13 protein-coding genes are annotated in these 18,014 nt (G+C 68.1%); 8 read left to right on the top strand and 5 right to left on the bottom strand.

The window, feature by feature from the left end; all coding sequences use genetic code 11:
* The first annotated feature begins 200 nt into the window (after positions 1-200).
* From purL to DIE02_RS00635, 3 genes are all read left to right on the top strand, one after another.
* Positions 201-4,265, top strand: coding sequence for a phosphoribosylformylglycinamidine synthase (purL, locus tag DIE02_RS00645; RefSeq protein WP_124486239.1), 4,065 nt, complete (start codon positions 201-203; stop codon positions 4,263-4,265).
* A complete protein-coding gene (locus DIE02_RS00640; RefSeq protein WP_124486240.1) occupies positions 4,265-4,807 on the top strand; it encodes a GNAT family N-acetyltransferase in 543 nt (180 codons plus the stop codon). Before purL ends, DIE02_RS00640 begins: the two co-directional genes overlap by 1 nt.
* A gap of 227 nt (positions 4,808-5,034) precedes the next feature.
* Positions 5,035-6,204 (top strand): acyltransferase, encoded by a 1,170-nt coding sequence (locus DIE02_RS00635; RefSeq protein ID WP_124486241.1) that lies wholly within the window; start codon positions 5,035-5,037, stop codon positions 6,202-6,204.
* 206 nt (positions 6,205-6,410) lie between these two features.
* On the opposite strand, the gene DIE02_RS00630 is transcribed toward DIE02_RS00635, so the two are convergent.
* From DIE02_RS00630 to DIE02_RS00610, 5 genes are all read right to left on the bottom strand, one after another.
* Positions 6,411-7,193 (bottom strand): peptidylprolyl isomerase, encoded by a 783-nt coding sequence (locus tag DIE02_RS00630; protein WP_044843666.1) that lies wholly within the window; start codon positions 7,191-7,193, stop codon positions 6,411-6,413.
* 18 nt (positions 7,194-7,211) lie between these two features.
* A complete protein-coding gene (locus tag DIE02_RS00625; RefSeq protein WP_124486242.1) occupies positions 7,212-7,520 on the bottom strand; it encodes a BolA family transcriptional regulator in 309 nt (102 codons plus the stop codon).
* 1 nt (position 7,521) lies between these two features.
* Positions 7,522-8,052 carry a septation protein A gene (locus DIE02_RS00620; RefSeq protein WP_006753406.1) on the bottom strand — a complete coding sequence of 177 codons (531 nt, stop codon included), beginning with the start codon at positions 8,050-8,052 and terminating at the stop codon, positions 7,522-7,524.
* 124 nt (positions 8,053-8,176) lie between these two features.
* On the bottom strand, positions 8,177-8,608 hold the full coding sequence (gene msrB / locus DIE02_RS00615) for a peptide-methionine (R)-S-oxide reductase MsrB (protein ID WP_059529717.1): 432 nt from the start codon (positions 8,606-8,608) through the stop codon (positions 8,177-8,179).
* A gap of 38 nt (positions 8,609-8,646) precedes the next feature.
* On the bottom strand, positions 8,647-10,215 hold the full coding sequence (locus DIE02_RS00610; RefSeq protein WP_124486243.1) for a YdiU family protein: 1,569 nt from the start codon (positions 10,213-10,215) through the stop codon (positions 8,647-8,649).
* A gap of 164 nt (positions 10,216-10,379) precedes the next feature.
* Here DIE02_RS00610 and DIE02_RS00605 point away from each other — a divergent pair, with 164 nt between their 5' ends.
* The 5 genes from DIE02_RS00605 to DIE02_RS00585 all read left to right on the top strand — a co-directional run bounded on the left by DIE02_RS00605 (position 10,380) and on the right by DIE02_RS00585 (position 17,914).
* A complete protein-coding gene (locus tag DIE02_RS00605; protein WP_124486244.1) occupies positions 10,380-12,023 on the top strand; it encodes a 3-(methylthio)propionyl-CoA ligase in 1,644 nt (547 codons plus the stop codon).
* A gap of 183 nt (positions 12,024-12,206) precedes the next feature.
* Complete coding sequence (locus DIE02_RS00600; RefSeq protein ID WP_124486245.1) at positions 12,207-14,291, top strand: 3-hydroxyacyl-CoA dehydrogenase NAD-binding domain-containing protein; 2,085 nt, start codon at positions 12,207-12,209, stop codon at positions 14,289-14,291.
* Positions 14,292-14,334: 43 nt separating this feature from the next.
* Positions 14,335-14,967: a bifunctional nicotinamidase/pyrazinamidase gene (pncA, locus tag DIE02_RS00595; protein ID WP_044843660.1), complete on the top strand. Its 633-nt coding sequence runs from the start codon at positions 14,335-14,337 to the stop codon at positions 14,965-14,967.
* Between the two features lie 49 nt (positions 14,968-15,016).
* Positions 15,017-16,195, top strand: a complete 1,179-nt coding sequence (locus tag DIE02_RS00590) for an acetyl-CoA C-acyltransferase (RefSeq protein ID WP_124486246.1) — start codon at positions 15,017-15,019, stop codon at positions 16,193-16,195.
* A 318-nt stretch (positions 16,196-16,513) separates the two neighbouring features.
* The gene (locus DIE02_RS00585) at positions 16,514-17,914 is read left to right on the top strand and encodes a sensor domain-containing diguanylate cyclase (RefSeq protein ID WP_124486247.1); all 1,401 of its coding nucleotides are present in this window, start codon (positions 16,514-16,516) and stop codon (positions 17,912-17,914) included.
* The last annotated feature ends 100 nt before the right edge of the window (positions 17,915-18,014 follow it).

The following is an 18,014-nucleotide window of genomic DNA, read 5'->3' as shown; positions in this document are numbered from 1 at the left end:
TCACAGGCCACCGCGGCCGCGCACGCCGGCCCGGCGGCCGGCCGGGCGCCGTGGATGCCGGTGCACCGTCGCGGTGCGTGACGGGTGCCGATCAGGGTGCCGATCAGCCGGTCTGGGATGACCGACTTCCGGGTATAATTACGGCCTTCCTTTCGCCCCACGTCGCCACCTCGCGCGACTCATCGACGTCAGTCCAGCCCATGGCTCACTTCTCGTGTTTTCCCGGCGCTTCGGCCCTCTCCGATTTCCGTCAAACCCGTCTGCTCGACACGCTCAGGCAAATCGACGCCAACATCGTCGCGGTACGCGGCCAGTTCCTGCACTTCGTCAATGCGGCCGAGCCGCTGTCGGCCGACGACAGCGCCCGCATCGACGCGCTGATGCACTACGGCGCGCCGTTCGAGCCGGCGGCCGAGAAGGGCACGACCGAGACCTTCGTCGTGCTGCCGCGCTTCGGCACCGTTTCGCCGTGGGCGAGCAAGGCGACCGACATCGCGCAGCACTGCGGCCTCACGCAGGTGCGCCGCATCGAGCGCGGCGTCGAATTCACGGTCACGCTGAAGTCGGGCCTGCTCGGCGGCAAGAAGGCGCTGTCCGACGACGCGCGCGCCGCGGTTGCAGCCGCGCTGCATGACCGGATGACCGAAAGCGTGGTTGCCGCGCGCGACGACGCGAAGCATCTGTTCGACGAGCTGCCGGCCAAGCCGCTCGCGACCGTCGACGTGCTGGGCGTTGGCCGCGCCGCGCTCGAGCGCGCGAACGTCGAGCTGGGCCTCGCGCTCGCCGACGACGAGATCGACTACCTGGTCGACGCGTTCCGCAAGCTCGAACGCAACCCGACCGACGTCGAGCTGATGATGTTCGCGCAGGCGAACAGCGAGCACTGCCGCCACAAGATCTTCAACGCGAACTGGACGATCGACGGCGAAGCGCAGGACATGTCGCTGTTCGCGATGATCCGCAACACCGAGAAGCTGAGCCCGCAAGGCACGATCGTCGCGTATTCGGACAACTCGTCGATCATGGTCGGCGCCGAAGCCGAGCGCTGGTTCCCGCGCAACGCAGGCGCGGCCGGCGAGCCGGGCGAGCGCTACGGGCGCCACACCGAGCTCACGCACACGCTGATGAAGGTCGAGACGCACAACCACCCGACGGCGATCTCGCCGTTCCCGGGCGCGGCGACCGGCGCGGGCGGCGAGATCCGCGACGAAGGCGCGACGGGCCGCGGTGCGCGTCCCAAGGCCGGCCTCACGGGCTTCACGGTGTCGAACCTCGACCTGCCGGACGCACGCCAGTCGTGGGAGAACGCACGCGACGCGGCGCAGCCGGTCGCCGAGCGCAACCCGAACGAGCAGCACGGCCCGTATGGCCGTCCGGACCGCATCGCGTCGCCGCTGCAGATCATGATCGACGGCCCGCTCGGCGGCGCCGCGTTCAACAACGAATTCGGCCGCCCGAACCTCGGCGGCTATTTCCGCGTGTACGAGCAGAACGTCGGCGGGAAGGTGCACGGCTATCACAAGCCGATCATGATCGCGGGCGGCCTCGGCAACATCGCGGATCAGCACACGCACAAGCACGACGTGCCGGCCGGCTCGCTGCTGATCCAGATCGGCGGCCCCGGCATGCGGATCGGCATGGGCGGCGGCGCGGCGAGCTCGATGGCGACCGGCGCGAACACGGCCGAACTCGACTTCGACTCGGTGCAGCGCGGCAACCCGGAAATCGAGCGGCGCGCGCAGGAAGTGATCAACGGCTGCTGGCAGCTCGGCGCGGAAAACCCGATCCTGAGCATCCACGACGTCGGCGCGGGCGGCCTGTCGAACGCGTTCCCCGAGATCGTCGACGGCGCGGGCAAGGGCGCGCGTTTCGAACTGCGCAAGGTCGCGCTCGAGGAATCGGGCCTGTCGCCGCGCGAAATCTGGTCGAACGAGGCGCAGGAGCGCTACGTGCTGGCGATCGCGCCGGCTGACCTGCCGCGCTTCGAGGCGATCTGCGCACGCGAGCGCTGCCCGTTCGCGGTGGTCGGTATCGCGACCGACGAACGCCAGCTGAAGCTCGTCGACGACGAAGCGACGGGCGTCGAGGAATACCCGGTCGACATGCCGATGGAAGTGCTGCTCGGCAAGCCGCCGCGCATGCACCGCGACGTCACGCGTGTCGCGACCGAGCGCGCGCCGGTCGACGTGACGGGCGTCGCCCTGTCGGAAATCGCGGTCGACGTGCTGAAGCACCCGACGGTCGGCAGCAAGTCGTTCCTGATCACGATCGGCGACCGTTCGGTCGGCGGCACGTCGGTGCGCGACCAGATGGTCGGCCCGTGGCAGGTGCCGGTGGCCGACTGCGCGGTGACCGCGCTCGACTACGCGGGCTTCAAGGGCGAGGCGATGACGATGGCCGAGCGCACGCCGCTCGCGGTGATCGACGCGCCGGCCTCGGGCCGCATGGCGGTCGGCGAGGCGATCACGAACATCGCGAGCGCGCCGATCGCGTCGCTCGACAAGCTGAAGCTGTCGGCGAACTGGATGGCCGCGTGCGGCACGGCCGGCGAGGACGCCGCGCTGTTCGACACGGTCAAGGCGATCGGCATGGAGCTGTGCCCGGCGCTCGGGATCGGCATCCCGGTCGGCAAGGACTCGTTGTCGATGAAGACCAAGTGGGACGAGCAGGGCGTCGCGAAGGAAGTCGTGTCGCCGGTGTCGCTGATCATCTCCGCGTTCGCGCCGGTCGAAGACGTGCGCCGTCACCTGACGCCGCAACTGCGCCGCATCGTCGACGCAGGCGACAGCGTGCTGATCGCGATCGATCTCGGCCGCGGCAAGAACCGCATGGGCGGCAGCATCTTCGCGCAGGTCACGCAGCAGGTCGGTGACACGACGCCGGACGTCGACGATCCGGAAGACCTGAAGCGCTTCTTCAACGCGATCCAGTCGCTCAACGCGCAAGGCAAGCTGCTCGCGTACCACGACCGCTCGGACGGGGGCCTGTGGGCGACGGTGTGCGAAATGGCGTTCGCGGGTCACGCGGGCGTGTCGCTGAACGTCGACATGCTGACGCTCGACCCGAATCATGAATCCGACTACGGCGACGCGAAGGACTGGGCGAAGCAGACGAGCGGCCGTCGCGAGGATCGCACGCTGCGCGCGCTGTTCTCGGAAGAACTCGGTGCCGTCGTGCAGGTGCGCGCGGCCGATCGCGACGCGGTGCTCGGCGCGCTGCGCGAGTTCGGCCTGTCGGCGTGCTCGCACGTGATCGGCACGGTCAACGATCGCGACGTGATCGAGGTGTACCGCGACGCGAAGAAGGTGTTCGACGCGCCGCGCGCGGAACTCCATCGCGCATGGGGCGAAGTGAGCTGGCGCATCGCGCGCCTGCGCGACAACCCCGCCTGCGCGGACGCCGAATACGACGCGCTGCTCGATGCGGCCGACCCGGGCATCTCGCCGGTGCTCACGTTCGATCCGGCCGACGACATCGCAGCACCCTTCATCGCGACGGGCGCGCGCCCGCGCGTCGCGATCCTGCGCGAGCAGGGCGTGAACTCGCACCTCGAAACGGCATACGCATTCGACCGTGCGGGCTTCGACGCGCACGACGTGCACATGAGCGACCTGCTGGCCGGCCGCGCGACGCTCGCCGATTTCGCGGGCGCGGTGGCATGCGGCGGCTTCTCGTACGGCGACGTGCTGGGCGCGGGCGAAGGCTGGGCGAAGACGATCCGCTTCAACGCGAATCTCGCCGACATGTTCTCGGCCTTCTTCGCGCGCCCCGACACGTTCGCGCTCGGCATCTGCAACGGCTGCCAGATGCTGTCGAGCCTCGCATCGATGATCCCGGGCGCCGAAGCGTGGCCGAAGTTCACGCGCAACAAGTCCGAGCAGTTCGAGGCGCGCTTCTCGTTCGTCGAAGTGGAGAAGTCGCCGTCGATCTTCTTCGCGGGGATGGAAGGCTCGCGGATTCCGGTGGCGGTCGCGCATGGCGAAGGCTATGCGGACTTCTCGCAGCAAGGCGACATCGATCGCGTCGCGGTCGCGATGCGCTACGTCGACCACCGCGGCGAAGCGACCGAGCGTTATCCGTTCAACCCGAACGGGTCGCCGGCCGGCATCACGTCGGTCACGACGGCCGACGGCCGCTTCTCGGTGCTGATGCCGCACATGGAGCGCGTGCACCGCACGGTCACGATGAGCTGGCATCCGGAAGGCTGGGGCGAGGCGAGCCCGTGGATGCGCGTGTTCCGCAACGCACGCCGCTGGATCGGCTGATGTTCGATCCGCACGCGCCGGTCGAGATCGTCACGCTGCGCGATGAGCGCGCGAGCGACGTCGAGGCGATCGGTCGCGTGATCGTGGCCGCGTTCGCGGACGCGCCGCAGCACGGCGCGTTCGAGCGGCGGATCGTCGACGCGTTGCGCGCGGATGGCGCGCTCGGCGTGTCGCTCGTCGCGGAGAGCGACGAGCGCGTGATCGGCCATATCGCGTTCTCGCCGGTCTCGATCGGCGGCGAGCCGGCAGGCAGCCAGCAGTGGTACGGGCTCGCGCCGCTCGCGGTACTGCCCGAATGCCGGCGCCAGAGCATCGGCGCGGGGCTCGTGCGTGCGGGGCTCGACGCGTTGCGCCGGCTCGGCGCGCGCGGCTGCGTCGTGCTCGGTGATCCCGGGTACTACGCGCGTTTCGGTTTCGTGCCGTCCGGCGATTTCGTGTTCGCGGATGCGCCGCCCGAGCATTTCCTCGCCTTGGCATTCGACGACACCGCGCCACGGCCATCGGGCGACGTCCGCTATCACGACGTGTTCCATCCGGTGTAACGGTTCGGTGCGCCGGCCGTGTGCGATCTCGCCGGACTCGACCGAATGAACTGAAAAGCCGCTTCGACGCGGCTTTTTCTTTGCGTAGCGCCGTTTTCGTCATCCATTCCTCCTGTCCCGCCCGCCGACCGGCGCAATCGCGCCGGCCAATCGCGTTTCAGTGATCCGGCACACGCAGCGGATCGTCCGCTCTTGCTACGGTGTCCGCGTCAACGGGAGTCATCGAAATGAATTCGGACAGCAACAGCGGCCGCGCAGGCGAGGCGCGCGCGCAACTGCACTCGATCCAGATCCTGCGGGCCGTTGCGGCGCTGCTGGTGGCGTTCTGGCATTTCGCCGCCGCGATGCCGCTCTATCACCATGCGCCCGCATGGATCAACACGCGCAATTTCGCGGCGATCGGCAATGCGGGCGTCGACCTGTTCTTCGTGATCAGCGGCTTCATCATCTTGCATACGCATCGCCGCGATGCGGCCGGATGGGCCGCGGCCGGCCGGTTCCTGAAGCGGCGGGTGCTGCGGATCTATCCGCTGTACTGGATGTGGACCACCGTGCTCGTGGCGATGTGGAGCGCGCATCTCGTGCTGAAGAGTCATCACGCGACGCTCCAGTACCTGATCTGCTCGTACCTGTTGTGGCCGGCGGTGAATCCGGACGGCATCTGGCGGCCGTTTCTGGAGCAGGGCTGGACGCTCGGCTACGAGATCTACTTCTATTTCGCATTCGCCGTTGCGATCGCGCTCGGCTTGCGCCGCCTGCTGCTGCCGTTTCTCGCGGCCACCTTCCTGACGGTCGGCGTGGCCTGCCACCTGCTCGGTGCGCCGACGTCGGTCACGATGCTGACCGGCGCGCAACTGATCGGCGAATTCCTGCTCGGCATCGTCGCGGCGATGACGTATGCGGTCGTGCGCGATCGCTGGACGCCCGCCGCGATGCTGGCCGTCGGCCGGATGCTGGTCGTCGCGGGTGTGCTCGGGCTGCTCGGCGCGGCGCTGGCCGGCGCGGACGGTGTGGGCAATCCGCCGATGGAGCTGTTCGTGGGTCATGCGCCGCGTGCGCTCGTCTACGGCGGTCCGGCGTTCCTGCTGGTGCTTGGCGCGGTGCTGATCGACCACGTGCGACCGGTCGCGGACAGCGCGCTGGTGTTGCTGGGCAACGCGTCGTATTCGATCTACCTGACGCACAACTTCGTCGTGGCGGCCGTTGCGACGGCGCTCAAGCACGGCGTGGGGCAGCAGGTCGGTGCGGACTGGATCGTGGCGGGCGGCCTCGCGCTCGTCGTCGTGGTTGGGGCAGGTGCGTATCGGCTGATCGAGCAGCCGGTACTCGGCGTGCTCGCGAGGACGTTCGCAACCGACCGGGCGCGTGCGCAATCGGCGGCGCCGGCGAAGGCGTAGCGCGATGTGCATGTGCTGGCGCTGACGTCGGGATCGGCGCGAGTGCGAGTGCAAGTGCCGGCACAGGCCGGCGATCGCGACATCAGTGACGATCGCGATACGAGTGACGATGGCGACGCGTTGGTTGCGCTTCGGCGCGCACTGCAAGCGCGCATGAAAAAGGCCGCTCCAGGGAGCGGCCTTCGCGTGGGCGATCGTCGCCGACGTTACTGGATTTTCGCCTGCTGGCGCAGGCCTTCCTCGAACGCCTGCAGCTTCTGCTGTACGAGCTGCTGCGCGATCTGCGCCTTCACCTGGTCGAACGGCGGCGGGGCGATGTCGCGGACGTCGTCGACACGGATGATGTGCCAGCCGAACTGCGTCTTCACCGGCGCGTCGGTCATCTGGCCTTTCTGCAGCTTCTGCGCCGCGGCCGCGAACTCCGGCACGTACGCCTTCGGGTCGGACCAGTCGAGGTCGCCGCCGTTCTTGCCCGAGCCCGGATCCTTCGAGTATTGCTTCGCCAGGTCCTCGAACTTTGCGCCGCCCTTGATCTTCGCGATCAGGTCCTTCGCCTGCTGCTCGCTGTCGACGAGGATGTGGTGCAGGTGATACTCGCGGTTGCCGCCGGCACCCTTCACGAGGTCGTCATAACGCGCCTTCACTTCCGCGTCGGTCGGCTGGTTCTTCTTCAGGAAGCTCTCGATCATCGAGCGCAGCACGACCGTCTGCTGCGCGACGGCGACCTGCGCCTTCACGTCCGGGCGGTTCGGGATGCCTTCGCGGATCGCTTCCTGCATCAGGATTTCGCGGTTCACGAGTTCCTGACGCACGGCCTGCTGCAGTTGCGGGCTGTCGGTCTGGCCTTGCTGGACGAGTTGCGCGACCATCGCATCGGCGCGCGACTTCGGAATCGGCGTGCCGTTGACGACGGCGATGTTCTGGGCGAATGCCGGTGCCGCTGCAAAAGCAGCCGCCGCGACCCACAGGCGGGGGGATTTCAGGATCATCGGGAATTCCTGTTGAGACTAGATTGAAGATTCGTTGAATTCTTCGGGCGTGTAAGCCACGATCGCGAGCGCGTGAATGCCGCGCTGCATCGCATCAGCGAGCGCATCATACACCAGCCGGTGCCGCGCGACGCGCGGCTTGCCCGCGAACGCGGCCGACACGATCGTGACCGTGAAGTGGCCGCCGGCAGCGGCGCCGGCGTGACCCGCGTGCTGCGCGCTGTCGTCGCGCACCGCGAGCGACAGCGGCGCGAGCGCGGCGGTCAGGCGCGCTTCGATCAGCGCGATGCGTTCGTCGGGCGAGGCGTCGAGGAAAGCGTCGGTCATGTCATTCGTCCTTCAGGTACTTCGTGAGCCACAGGCTCTGCAGGATGATGAACACGACCATCGCGCCCGTCGTGCCGAACAGCTTGAAGTTCACCCACTGCGATTCGGTGTAGTTGTGCACCACGTACAGGTTCGCGACGCCGAGCACCGCGAAGAACAGCGCCCACGCGACGTTCAGCTTGTCCCACACGGGGTGCGGCAGCGTGAGCTGCTTGCCCATCATCTTCTCGATCAGGTTGTTGCCGAACGCATAGCGCGCGGCGAGCAGCCCGATCGCAAACAGCCAGTACAGCACAGTCGGTTTCCATTGAATGAATTTCTCGTCATGCAGGACGAGGGTAGCGCCGCCGAACACGACGATCACGCCGAGACTGACCCACAGCATCGTGTCGACCTTCCGGTGCCGGAAGGCGACCCACGCGACCTGGGCCAGCGTCGCGACGATCGCGACGGCGGTGGCGGTGAAGATGCCCCAGACCTTGAAGGCGGCGAAAAACAGGATGATCGGAAACAGATCGAACAGGAATTTCATGGCGCTCGCAGCTGCGTGAAAGGCCGCATCGCGCGGCCTTTCACCGTTGTGGGGACCCGCCGGGCGCCACCGTCCGGGATCGGGGCAGCCGGGCAGGCTGTCCGACCGATCCGTCCGGTGCCGCTCATTCGTTTTCGGGTCGGGACTCGAAGTTTAACGCAGCCGAATTGATGCAGTAGCGCAAACCGGTCTTGTCGCGCGGGCCGTCCTCGAACACGTGGCCGAGATGCGCGCCGCAATGGTTGCAGCGGACCTCGACGCGCACCATTCCGTGCGAGCGGTCGATCTTCTCGTCGATCACCTCGCCGTTGAGCGGCTTGAAGTAGCTGGGCCAGCCGCAGCCCGAATGGAACTTGGCGCCGGATTCGAACAGCGGCGTGCTGCAGACGACGCACTTGTAGATGCCGGCGTCCTCGGTGTCGGTGTATTCGCCGGTGAAGGCGCGCTCGGTCGCCGCATGCTGCGTGACCTCGTACTGCATCGGCGTGAGCCGGCGGCGCAGTTCGGCGTCGTCCTTCTGGTACGGGAAGGTCTTGTCGTCGGAATCGTGTGACATGTGGGAGTTCTCCTGATCGGTCGGTCGGGTCGGTCGGGTCACGACGAGCAGCTCACTTCGAGCGACCCGGCCCAGTCGGGCGGCAATGCCGCATAAGCTTCATGTTCCGGTTGTTCGTCGAACGGGCGGCGCAGCACCTGCGCGAGTCGTTCGACTTCGGAAAAATCCTTTTCCTTCGCGCGCCGGATCGCGACTTCGGCCAGATGGTTGCGCAGCACGTATTTCGGGTTCACGCGATTCATCGCGGCCGCGCGGGCCGCGTCGTCGCGCGTTTCCTCGGACAGCCGCGCGCGGTAGAGGTTCGCCCATGCGTCGAACGCGTCGCGATCGATGAACAGGTCGCGCACCGGCGCGTCGCGGCTCGCGTCGTGCTTCGAGATCTGCGCGAGCCGGCGGAACGTCAGCGTGAAGTCAGCATGGCTCGCGTGCATCGTTTCGAGCAGCTTGTTCGCGAGCTCGGCGTCGTTCTCGCGTTCGAGCTCGAGGCCGAGCTTCGCGCGCATCGCGCGCTCGAGCGCCGGGCCGAAGCGTTCCGGAAACTTCGCGAGCACGGCCTGCGCGTCGTCGACCGCGCGCTCGGCGCGCGCATCGTCGTCGGCGATGCCGTGCTGCAGCCCGATCAGCGGCAGCAGCGCCTGCGCGAGGCAGTAGCAGTTCCAGTGCGCGATGCGCGGCTGCATCCGGTACGCGTAGCGGCCGCTCGTGTCGGAGTGGTTGCAGATGTGGTTCGCGTCGAACGCGTCGACGAAGCCGAACGGGCCGTAGTCGATCGTCACGCCGAGGATCGACATGTTGTCGGTGTTCATCACGCCGTGGCAGAAGCCGACGGCCTGCCACTGCGCGACGAGGTCGGCCGTGCGCAGCGTCGCGGCTTCGAGGAGCGCGAGGTACGGATCGTCGGCGTCGCGGCATGCGGGATAGAAGCGCTCGATCACGTGATCGGCGAGCTGGCGCAGCAGGTCCGGGCGATCGTTCGAGAAGAAGTGCTCGAAGTGGCCGAAGCGCACGAAGCTCTCCGACACGCGCGTGACGACGGCCGACGTCTCGATCTCCTCGCGCACCACCGGCTGGTCGGAGCCGATCACCGTGAGCGCGCGGGTGGTCGGAATGCCGAGGTGATGCATCGCTTCCGAACACAGGAATTCGCGGATCGACGAACGCAGCACCGCGCGGCCGTCACCCATCCGCGAATACGGCGTGCGGCCGCCGCCCTTGATCTGCAGTTCGTAGCGCTGGCCGTTGCTGCCGGCGAGTTCGCCGATCGTCAGCGCGCGGCCGTCGCCGAGCTGGCCGGCCCACACGCCGAACTGGTGGCCGGAATACACCGACGCGTACGGCATCGCGCTCGCGGGCCAGTCGCGCGTCGGGTTGCCGGCGAACAGCTCGGCGAATCCGGGTTGGGCGGCGAGCGACGCCGGCAAGCCGAGCAGGCGCGCGACTTCGTCGGAAAAGCCGACGACGTACGGCGCGGGCAGGGGTGCTGCCGGCAGCCGCGTATGAAACGCGTCGCCGAGTGCGACGAACGCGCCGACGGCCGGCGCGCCGAGCGTGGCGGCGAGGTCGGGGAGAGTGTCAGCCGTAGCGGCTGCGCTTCGGGAAAACGACATGTTGAGCGCCTCTGGGTAAGCCGATATTGTAAGGCGGCGCCGCGCCGCCCGCATGGCGGCCCGCGCGCCTTGCGCCAGGCCGGTCCGGGCCGTGGACGGGTTGCAGGCTGGCGCATCGCTTCGAGGCTGGTCACCGATTCGCGTCCTTCCGGGAGAACAAGACGATGGGTAAGCCGTTGCTGGGCCAGATGATGGACATGCCGTTGCTGGTGTCGTCGCTGATCGCGCATGCCGCGCGTTATGCGGGCGACACGGAGATCGTGTCGCGGCGCGTGGAAGGCGACCTGCATCGCTACACGTACCGCGACTGCGAGCAGCGCGCGAAGCGCCTCGCGCAGGCGCTCGCACGGCTCGGCGTCGAAGCGGGCGAGCGTGTCGGCACGCTGGCCTGGAACGGCTACCGGCATCTGGAGGCGTACTACGGAATCGGCGGGATGGGCGCCGTGTGCCACACGATCAACCCGCGGCTCTTTCCCGAGCAGATCGCCTACATCGTCAATCACGCGGAAGACCGCTACGTCTTCTTCGACATCAATTTCGCGCCGCTCGTCGACGCGATCGCGCCGCAGTGCCCGCCCGTGAAGGGCTGGATCGCGATGACGGATGCCGCGCACCTGCCGTCCGGCGCGACGCCGTACCTGTGCTACGAAACGCTCGTCGACGCCGAGGACGGCCGCTACGACTGGCCGCGCCTCGACGAACTGCAGGCGTCCGGCCTGTGCTACACGTCGGGCACGACCGGCAATCCGAAGGGCGTGCTGTATTCACATCGCTCGACGGTGCTGCATGCCTACGGCGCCGCGCTGCCCGACGCGATGAACCTGTCGGCGCTGGACGCTGTGCTGCCCGTCGTGCCGATGTTCCATGTGAACGCGTGGGGGCTGCCGTACGCGGTGCCGCTCACCGGCGGCAAGCTGGTGCTGCCCGGCAAGGACCTCGACGGCAAGTCGCTGTACGAACTGATGGAGGCCGAACGCGTGACGTTCTCGGCGGGCGTGCCGACCGTGTGGCTCGGGCTGCTGAACTACATGCGCGAGGCCGGCGTGCGCTTCTCGACGCTGAACCGCACGGTGATCGGCGGTTCGGCGTGCCCGCCCGCGATGCTGCGCACGTTCGAGGACGAATACGGCGTGCGCGTGATCCACGCGTGGGGAATGACCGAGCTGTCGCCGCTCGGCACGCTCGCGAAGCTCAACTGGGCGCAGTCGCAGCGGCCGCTCGACGTGCAGCGCCGGTTGCTGGAGAAGCAGGGGCGCGTGATCTGCGGTGTCGACATGCGGATCGTCGGCGACGACGGCCGCGAACTGCCGTGGGACGGCGTCGCGTTCGGCGAGTTGCAGGTGCGCGGGCCCTGGGTGATCGATCACTACTTCAAGGGCGATACGTCGCCGCTGTCGGACGGCTGGTTCCCGACCGGCGACGTCGCGACGATCGACCCAGACGGCTTCCTGCAGATCACCGACCGCAGCAAGGACGTGATCAAGTCCGGCGGCGAGTGGATCAGCTCGATCGACATCGAGAACGTCGCGATCGCGCACCCGGGCGTCGCCGAAGCCGCGTGCATCGCGTGCGCGCACCCGAAATGGACCGAGCGTCCGCTGCTCGTCGTGGTGCCGCGGGAGGGGGCGAACCTGACCCGCGACGCGCTGCTCGCGTTCTACGAAGGCAAGGTCGCGAAGTGGTGGGTGCCCGACGACGTCGTGTTCGTCGAATCGCTGCCGCACACCGCGACCGGCAAGCTGCAGAAGCTGAAGCTGCGCGAGACGTTCCGCGACTACGTGCTGCCGACGGCGCGCTGCGCACCGTAAGCCGCGGCCGCCGACGGCCCGCCGCGCGGTCGCCCGATCCGGCCCCCGGATCGGGAACGAAATCAAATTGAACGACCGTGCTTTTTCGTTGTATGCTGCCTCCGTTCGATCCGGACATGCGGCCGTTCGACCGCGCACAATGAAGCGCAGCCACCCCGGCGCGCGATGCATGGAGGCAGGCAGATGGCAGTGGATTACTCGACTCGCGACGGCGTGGCCGTCATCACGCTCAACAATCCGCCGGTCAACGGGCTCGGCCTGTCGACGCGCCAGGGCGTCATGGACGCGCTCGATCGTGCCGCGCAGGATCCGTCGGTCACGGCGATCGTACTGACCGGCGCGGGCCGCGCGTTCTCGGGCGGCGCCGACATCACCGAATTCAATACCCCGAAGGCCTTGCAGGAGCCGACGCTGCACACCGTGATCCGCGCGGTGGAGGCGAGCGCGAAGCCGGTCGTCGCGGCGCTGCACAGCGTCGTGATGGGCGGCGGCCTGGAGCTCGCGCTCGGCGCGCACTATCGCGTCGCGGCGCCCGGTGCGCAGGTCGCGCTGCCCGAAGTGAAGCTCGGCCTGTTGCCGGGCGCGGGCGGCACACAGCGCCTGCCGCGTGCGGTGGGCCTCGAAACCGCGCTGAACATGATCGTGTCGGGCGCGCCGGTGCCGTCGGAGCAGCTCGCGAACAGCGGGCTGTTCGACGCGATGGCCGACGGCGACCTGCTCGACGCGGCCGTCGCGTTCGCGCGCAAGGTCGGCGCGCAGCAGGGGCCGCATCCGCGCGTGCGCGATCGCAAGATCGTCCACGAGAATGCCGCGGGCTTCATCCAGTTCGCGCGCAATTCCGCGCGGGCCGCCGCGCCGAATTTCCCCGCGCCGCACAAGTGCATCGACGCGATCGAGGCCGGCGTGCTGAACGGCTTCGACAAGGGCAGCGTCGCCGAACGCGACGGTTTCGTCGCGCTGATGATGACGCCGGAAAGCCGTGCGCTGCGGCACGCGTTCTTCGGCGAGCGCGCGGCGAGCAAGATTCCCGACGTGCCGGCCGATACGCCGGTGCGCGAGATCCGCCGCGTCGGCGTGATCGGCGCGGGCACGATGGGCGGCGGGATCGCGATGAACTTCGTCAACGCGGGCCTGCCCGTCACGCTGCTCGAGACGAAGCAGGACGCGCTCGACCGCGGCCTCGCCACGATCCGCAAGAACTACGACGCGCAGGTGAAGAAGGGCAAGCTCACGCAGCAGAAGCTCGACGCGCGCATGGCGCTGATCACGCCGACGCTGTCCTACGACGACCTGAAGGACGCGGACCTGATCGTCGAGGCCGTGTTCGAGGAACTCGGCGTGAAGGAGCAGGTGTTCGGCCGGCTCGACGCGGTGGCGAAGCCCGGTGCGATCCTCGCGTCGAACACGTCGACGCTCGATGTCGACAAGATCGCCGCGTTCACGAAGCGTCCGCAGGACGTGGTCGGCATGCACTTCTTCAGCCCGGCGAACGTGATGAAGCTGCTCGAGGTCGTGCGCGGCGCGCAGACCGCGAAGGACGTGCTCGCGACCGTGATGGCGGTCGCCAAGAAGATCCGCAAGACGGCGGTGGTGTCGGGCGTGTGCGACGGCTTCATCGGCAACCGGATGATCGAGCAGTACATCCGCCAGGCGCTCTTCATGCTCGAGGAAGGCGCGCTGCCCGCGCAGGTCGATCGCGCGATCGAGAAGTTCGGTTTCGCGATGGGCCCGTTCCGGATGAGCGACCTCGCCGGCAACGACATCGGCTGGGCGATCCGCAAGCGCCGCTACGTCGAGAAACCCGATCTGCACTACTCGAAGATCGCCGACCGCCTGTGCGAGCAGGGCCGTTTCGGCCAGAAGACGGGCGGCGGCTGGTACGACTACGTGCCGGGCGAGCGCAAGGCGAAGCCGTCGGCGCTCGTCGACGAGATGGTCGTCGCGTATTCGAAGGAGCGCGGCGTCGAGCGGCGCAAGATCGGCGACGACGAGATCGTCGAGCGGCTCGTGTTCGCGCTCGTCAACGAAGGCGCGAAGATCCTCGAGGAGAAGATCGCGTCGAAGGCATCCGACATCGACATGGTCTACCTGACCGGTTACGGGTTCCCGCTGTGGCGGGGCGGCCCGATGCTGTATGCGGACATGGTCGGCCTCTACAACGTCGAGCGCGCGATCCGCCGCTATGCGGCCGCACCGAACGGCGACGCGTGGCAGCTCGCGCCGTCGATCGTCGAGCTCGCCAGGGCCGGGCGCGGGTTCAACGGCTGACGGCCCGCGTGACCGCGCGGCCAGGCTTGCAAGGAGAAATGCAATGAAACGCACTGACGACGTGTTGCTCGTGATCGACGTGCAGTACGACTTCATGCCGGGCGGCGCACTCGCGGTGCCGGACGGCGACGCGGTCGTGCCGGTGATCAACGCGCTCGCGCAACGCTTCGACCAGGTCGTGCTGACGCAGGACTGGCACCCGCGCGAACACGTGTCGTTCGCGGCGAACCATCCCGGCCGCGAGCCGTTTTCCACGCTCGCGCTGCCGTACGGCGAGCAGGTGCTGTGGCCCGTGCACTGCGTGCAGGACACCGAGGGCGCGGCGCTGCATCGCGACCTCGACATTCCGCACGCGCGGCTCGTGATCCGCAAGGGCGGCGACGCCCAGGTCGACAGCTATTCCGCGTTCGTCGAAGCCGATCGCACGACGCGCACGGGGCTCGCCGGCTATCTGCGCGAGCTCGGCGCGAAGCGCGTGTGGTGCTGCGGGCTCGCGACCGACTATTGCGTCGCGTGGTCCGCGCTCGATGCGCGCGCGGCCGGCTTCGAGGCGGCCGTGATCAACGACGCATGCCGTGCGATCGACCTGAACGGGTCGCTCGCGCACGCATGGCAACAGATGCAGGCGGCGGGCGTCGCACATGTGACGTCCGCGGGCGCGCGCCCGACGGCGTAGCGCATTCCTATCCGACGCAGAACATCAAGCAGGACCGAAGGAGACTCGCATGACCGAAGCCGTAATCGTATCGACCGCACGCACGCCGCTCGCGAAATCGTGGCGCGGAGCATTCAACATGACGCACGGCGCGACGCTCGGCGGCCACGTGGTCGCGGCCGCGCTCGAACGCGCGAAGCTGGACCCCGCGCGCATCGAGGACGTGATCATGGGCTGCGCGAACCCCGAAGGCGCGACCGGCGCGAACATCGCGCGGCAGATCGCGCTGCGCGCCGGGCTGCCGGTGAGCGTGCCGGGGATGACGGTGAACCGTTTCTGCTCGTCCGGGCTGCAGACCATCGCGCTCGCCGCACAGCGGATCATCGCGGGCGAGGGCGACGTGTATGTCGCGGGCGGCGTCGAATCGATCTCGTGCGTGCAGAACGAGATGAACCGGCACATGATCCAGGAGGGCTGGCTCGTCGAGCACAAGCCGGAGATCTACTGGAACATGCTCCAGACGGCCGAGAACGTCGCAAAGCGCTACGGGATCGCGAAGGAGCGGCAGGACGAGTACGGCGTGCGCTCGCAACTGCGCGCCGCGGCCGCGCAGGAAGCCGGGCGCTTCAACGACGAGATCGTGCCGATCACCGTGCGGGCAGGCATCGCCGACAAGGCGACGGGCCGGCTGTTCACGCAGGACGTGACGGTGTCGGCCGACGAGGGCATCCGGCCGGACACGACGCTCGAGGGCGTCGCGAAGATCCGTTCGGCCGTGCCGGGCGGCGTGATCACCGCGGGCAACGCGAGCCAGTTCTCGGACGGCGCGTCGGCGTGCGTGGTGATGAACGCGGATGTCGCACAGCGCGAAGGGCTGCAGCCGCTCGGCGTGTTCCGCGGTTTCGCGGTCGCCGGTTGCGAGCCGGACGAGATGGGCATCGGCCCGGTGTTCGCGGTGCCGAAGCTGCTGAAGCAGGCGGGGCTGAAGGTCGACGACATCGGCCTGTGGGAGCTGAACGAAGCGTTCGCGGTGCAGGTGCTGTACTGCCGCGACACGCTCGGGATTCCTGACGACCGCCTGAACGTGAGCGGCGGCGCGATCGCGGTCGGCCATCCGTACGGCGTGTCGGGTGCGCGCCTGACCGGCCATGCGCTGATCGAAGGCAAGCGGCGCGGCGTGAAATACGTGGTCGTCACGATGTGCATCGGCGGCGGGCAGGGGGCTGCCGGCCTGTTCGAAATCGTCTGATATTTGTGCGCAGGAGGGGCGGCCGCGGCTTTCGGGGGACCGAAACCGCGGCCGCGATGCGAATCGGCGAAATCCGTGGGCGATTCGTAAGAAACAGGAAGCAAACGCCATGCATTCGATGCTGCCGTTTCCCCTTACTTGTCAAACGATTTGCCGCACCTATACTTGCTCTGACATTTGCCTTTCGGCGGGATGGGCCAACGCGTGCGTCGTACCGGCGCACGTGACGCGTTTCCGGTAGCCGGCGAAGACGATGCATCGCGCGTTTCCGGCACCGTGGGCGTTCGAACCACGCAGCAGACCGAAACGGGGACCAAATTGAGCACGACCTATGCAGCCGGGGAACCGCCGCGCGTCGTCAGCGCGGCCGCGAGGCTCTACGCGAAATGCCTGCTGGTCGGTTTTGCATTGCTGCCGGCCTATCTGATTGCCTATCTGTGGTTCTTCAGCGACCCGCACGTCGTGTTCGAGAACCACGCATTCCATGAAATCGCGATCGCGGCCGCGACCCTCGAAGGCGCGTTCGTCACCTACGTGACGTGGGTGTGCTACCGATCGTCCGGCGAGCCGCTGCTGCGCTGGCTGACGCTCGGCTTTCTCGGCTTCGCGATGATCTACGCGCTGCACGGTCTGTTCACCGGGATGGCGCACCACAACATCTGGCTGTTCCTGCTGTACGGGCCCGCCTCGCGGCTCGTGATGTCGATCCTGCTGCTCACGGGCCTGCTGTCGTATTCGCAGCCGCCCGATCGGGTGGAGAAGCGTACGCGCGCGCGCACGTGGCTGCCGTGGGTCGGGTTGTTCGTGACCATCAACGTGGCGGTTGCGTACATCGCCTATTCGCCGGTCGCCGGCGCGCCGGGTACGCGGCTGTCGATGGAAGGCGGCGCGCTGGTGTTTTCGCTGCTGAACGTCGGCGTGCTGCTCGCGCGGCGCATCCGCTCGCCGCTGATGGTGATCTACGGTGTGTCGATCATGGCGTTCGCGCTGTCGTCGCTCGCGTTCATCCTCGGCAAGCCGTGGAATCACATGTGGTGGCTCGCGCATGCGATCTTCGCGGGCGGGTTCTTCCTGCTCAGCTACGGCGTCGTGCAGGCGCTGCAGACGACGCGCTCGTTCTCGGCGATCTACAGCCAGGAAGACCTGATGAGCCGGCTGTCGGAATCGATGGCGCGCACCGAGAGTGCGTTGCAGGAACTGCGCCGCACGAACCAGAAGCTCGAATACATGGCCGCGACCGATCCGATGACGGGCGCGTCCAACCGCCGCCAGTTCATCGCGCAGGTCGAGCGCGAGATCGTGCGCGCGGAACGCGACGGCACGCCGTTTTGCCTGCTCGCGCTCGATCTCGACAACTTCAAGAACATCAACGATGCATACGGGCACCAGATCGGCGACGAGGTGCTGCGCGGCGTCGTGCGCCAGTGTCTCGAGGCGATACGTCCGGCCGGTGCGCTCGCGCGAGTCGGCGGCGAGGAGTTCATGGCGCTGTTGCCCGAGATGCCGCTCGAGGGCGCGCGCATGACGGCCGAGCGCGTGCGTTCGTCGATCGCGAGTTCGCCGTTCGGGCTGGATTTCAAGCGCGTGCAGGTGACGGTCAGCGTCGGCGTCGCGCAGTATGGGGTCGACGGCGGGACGGTCGATGCGTTGTTGCGCGCGGTCGATGAACGCTTGTATCAGGCGAAGCGGGACGGGCGCAATCGCGTGGTCGCGCACTGACGGACGAGCGCCGCGCATCCGGCGGCGTGGTGTGCGCGGATGCAGCGCAATGGCGGCGCGATGCGACGTCCGCGCGGTTTGCGTCCGGCCTGAATGAAGC

It is taken from the genome of Burkholderia sp. Bp8991, from assembly GCF_003853795.1.
In the GTDB taxonomy this organism is placed as follows: domain Bacteria; phylum Pseudomonadota; class Gammaproteobacteria; order Burkholderiales; family Burkholderiaceae; genus Burkholderia.
Note: the sequence above shows the minus strand (reverse complement) of the source record. Positions and strands in the feature narration are given on the sequence as shown.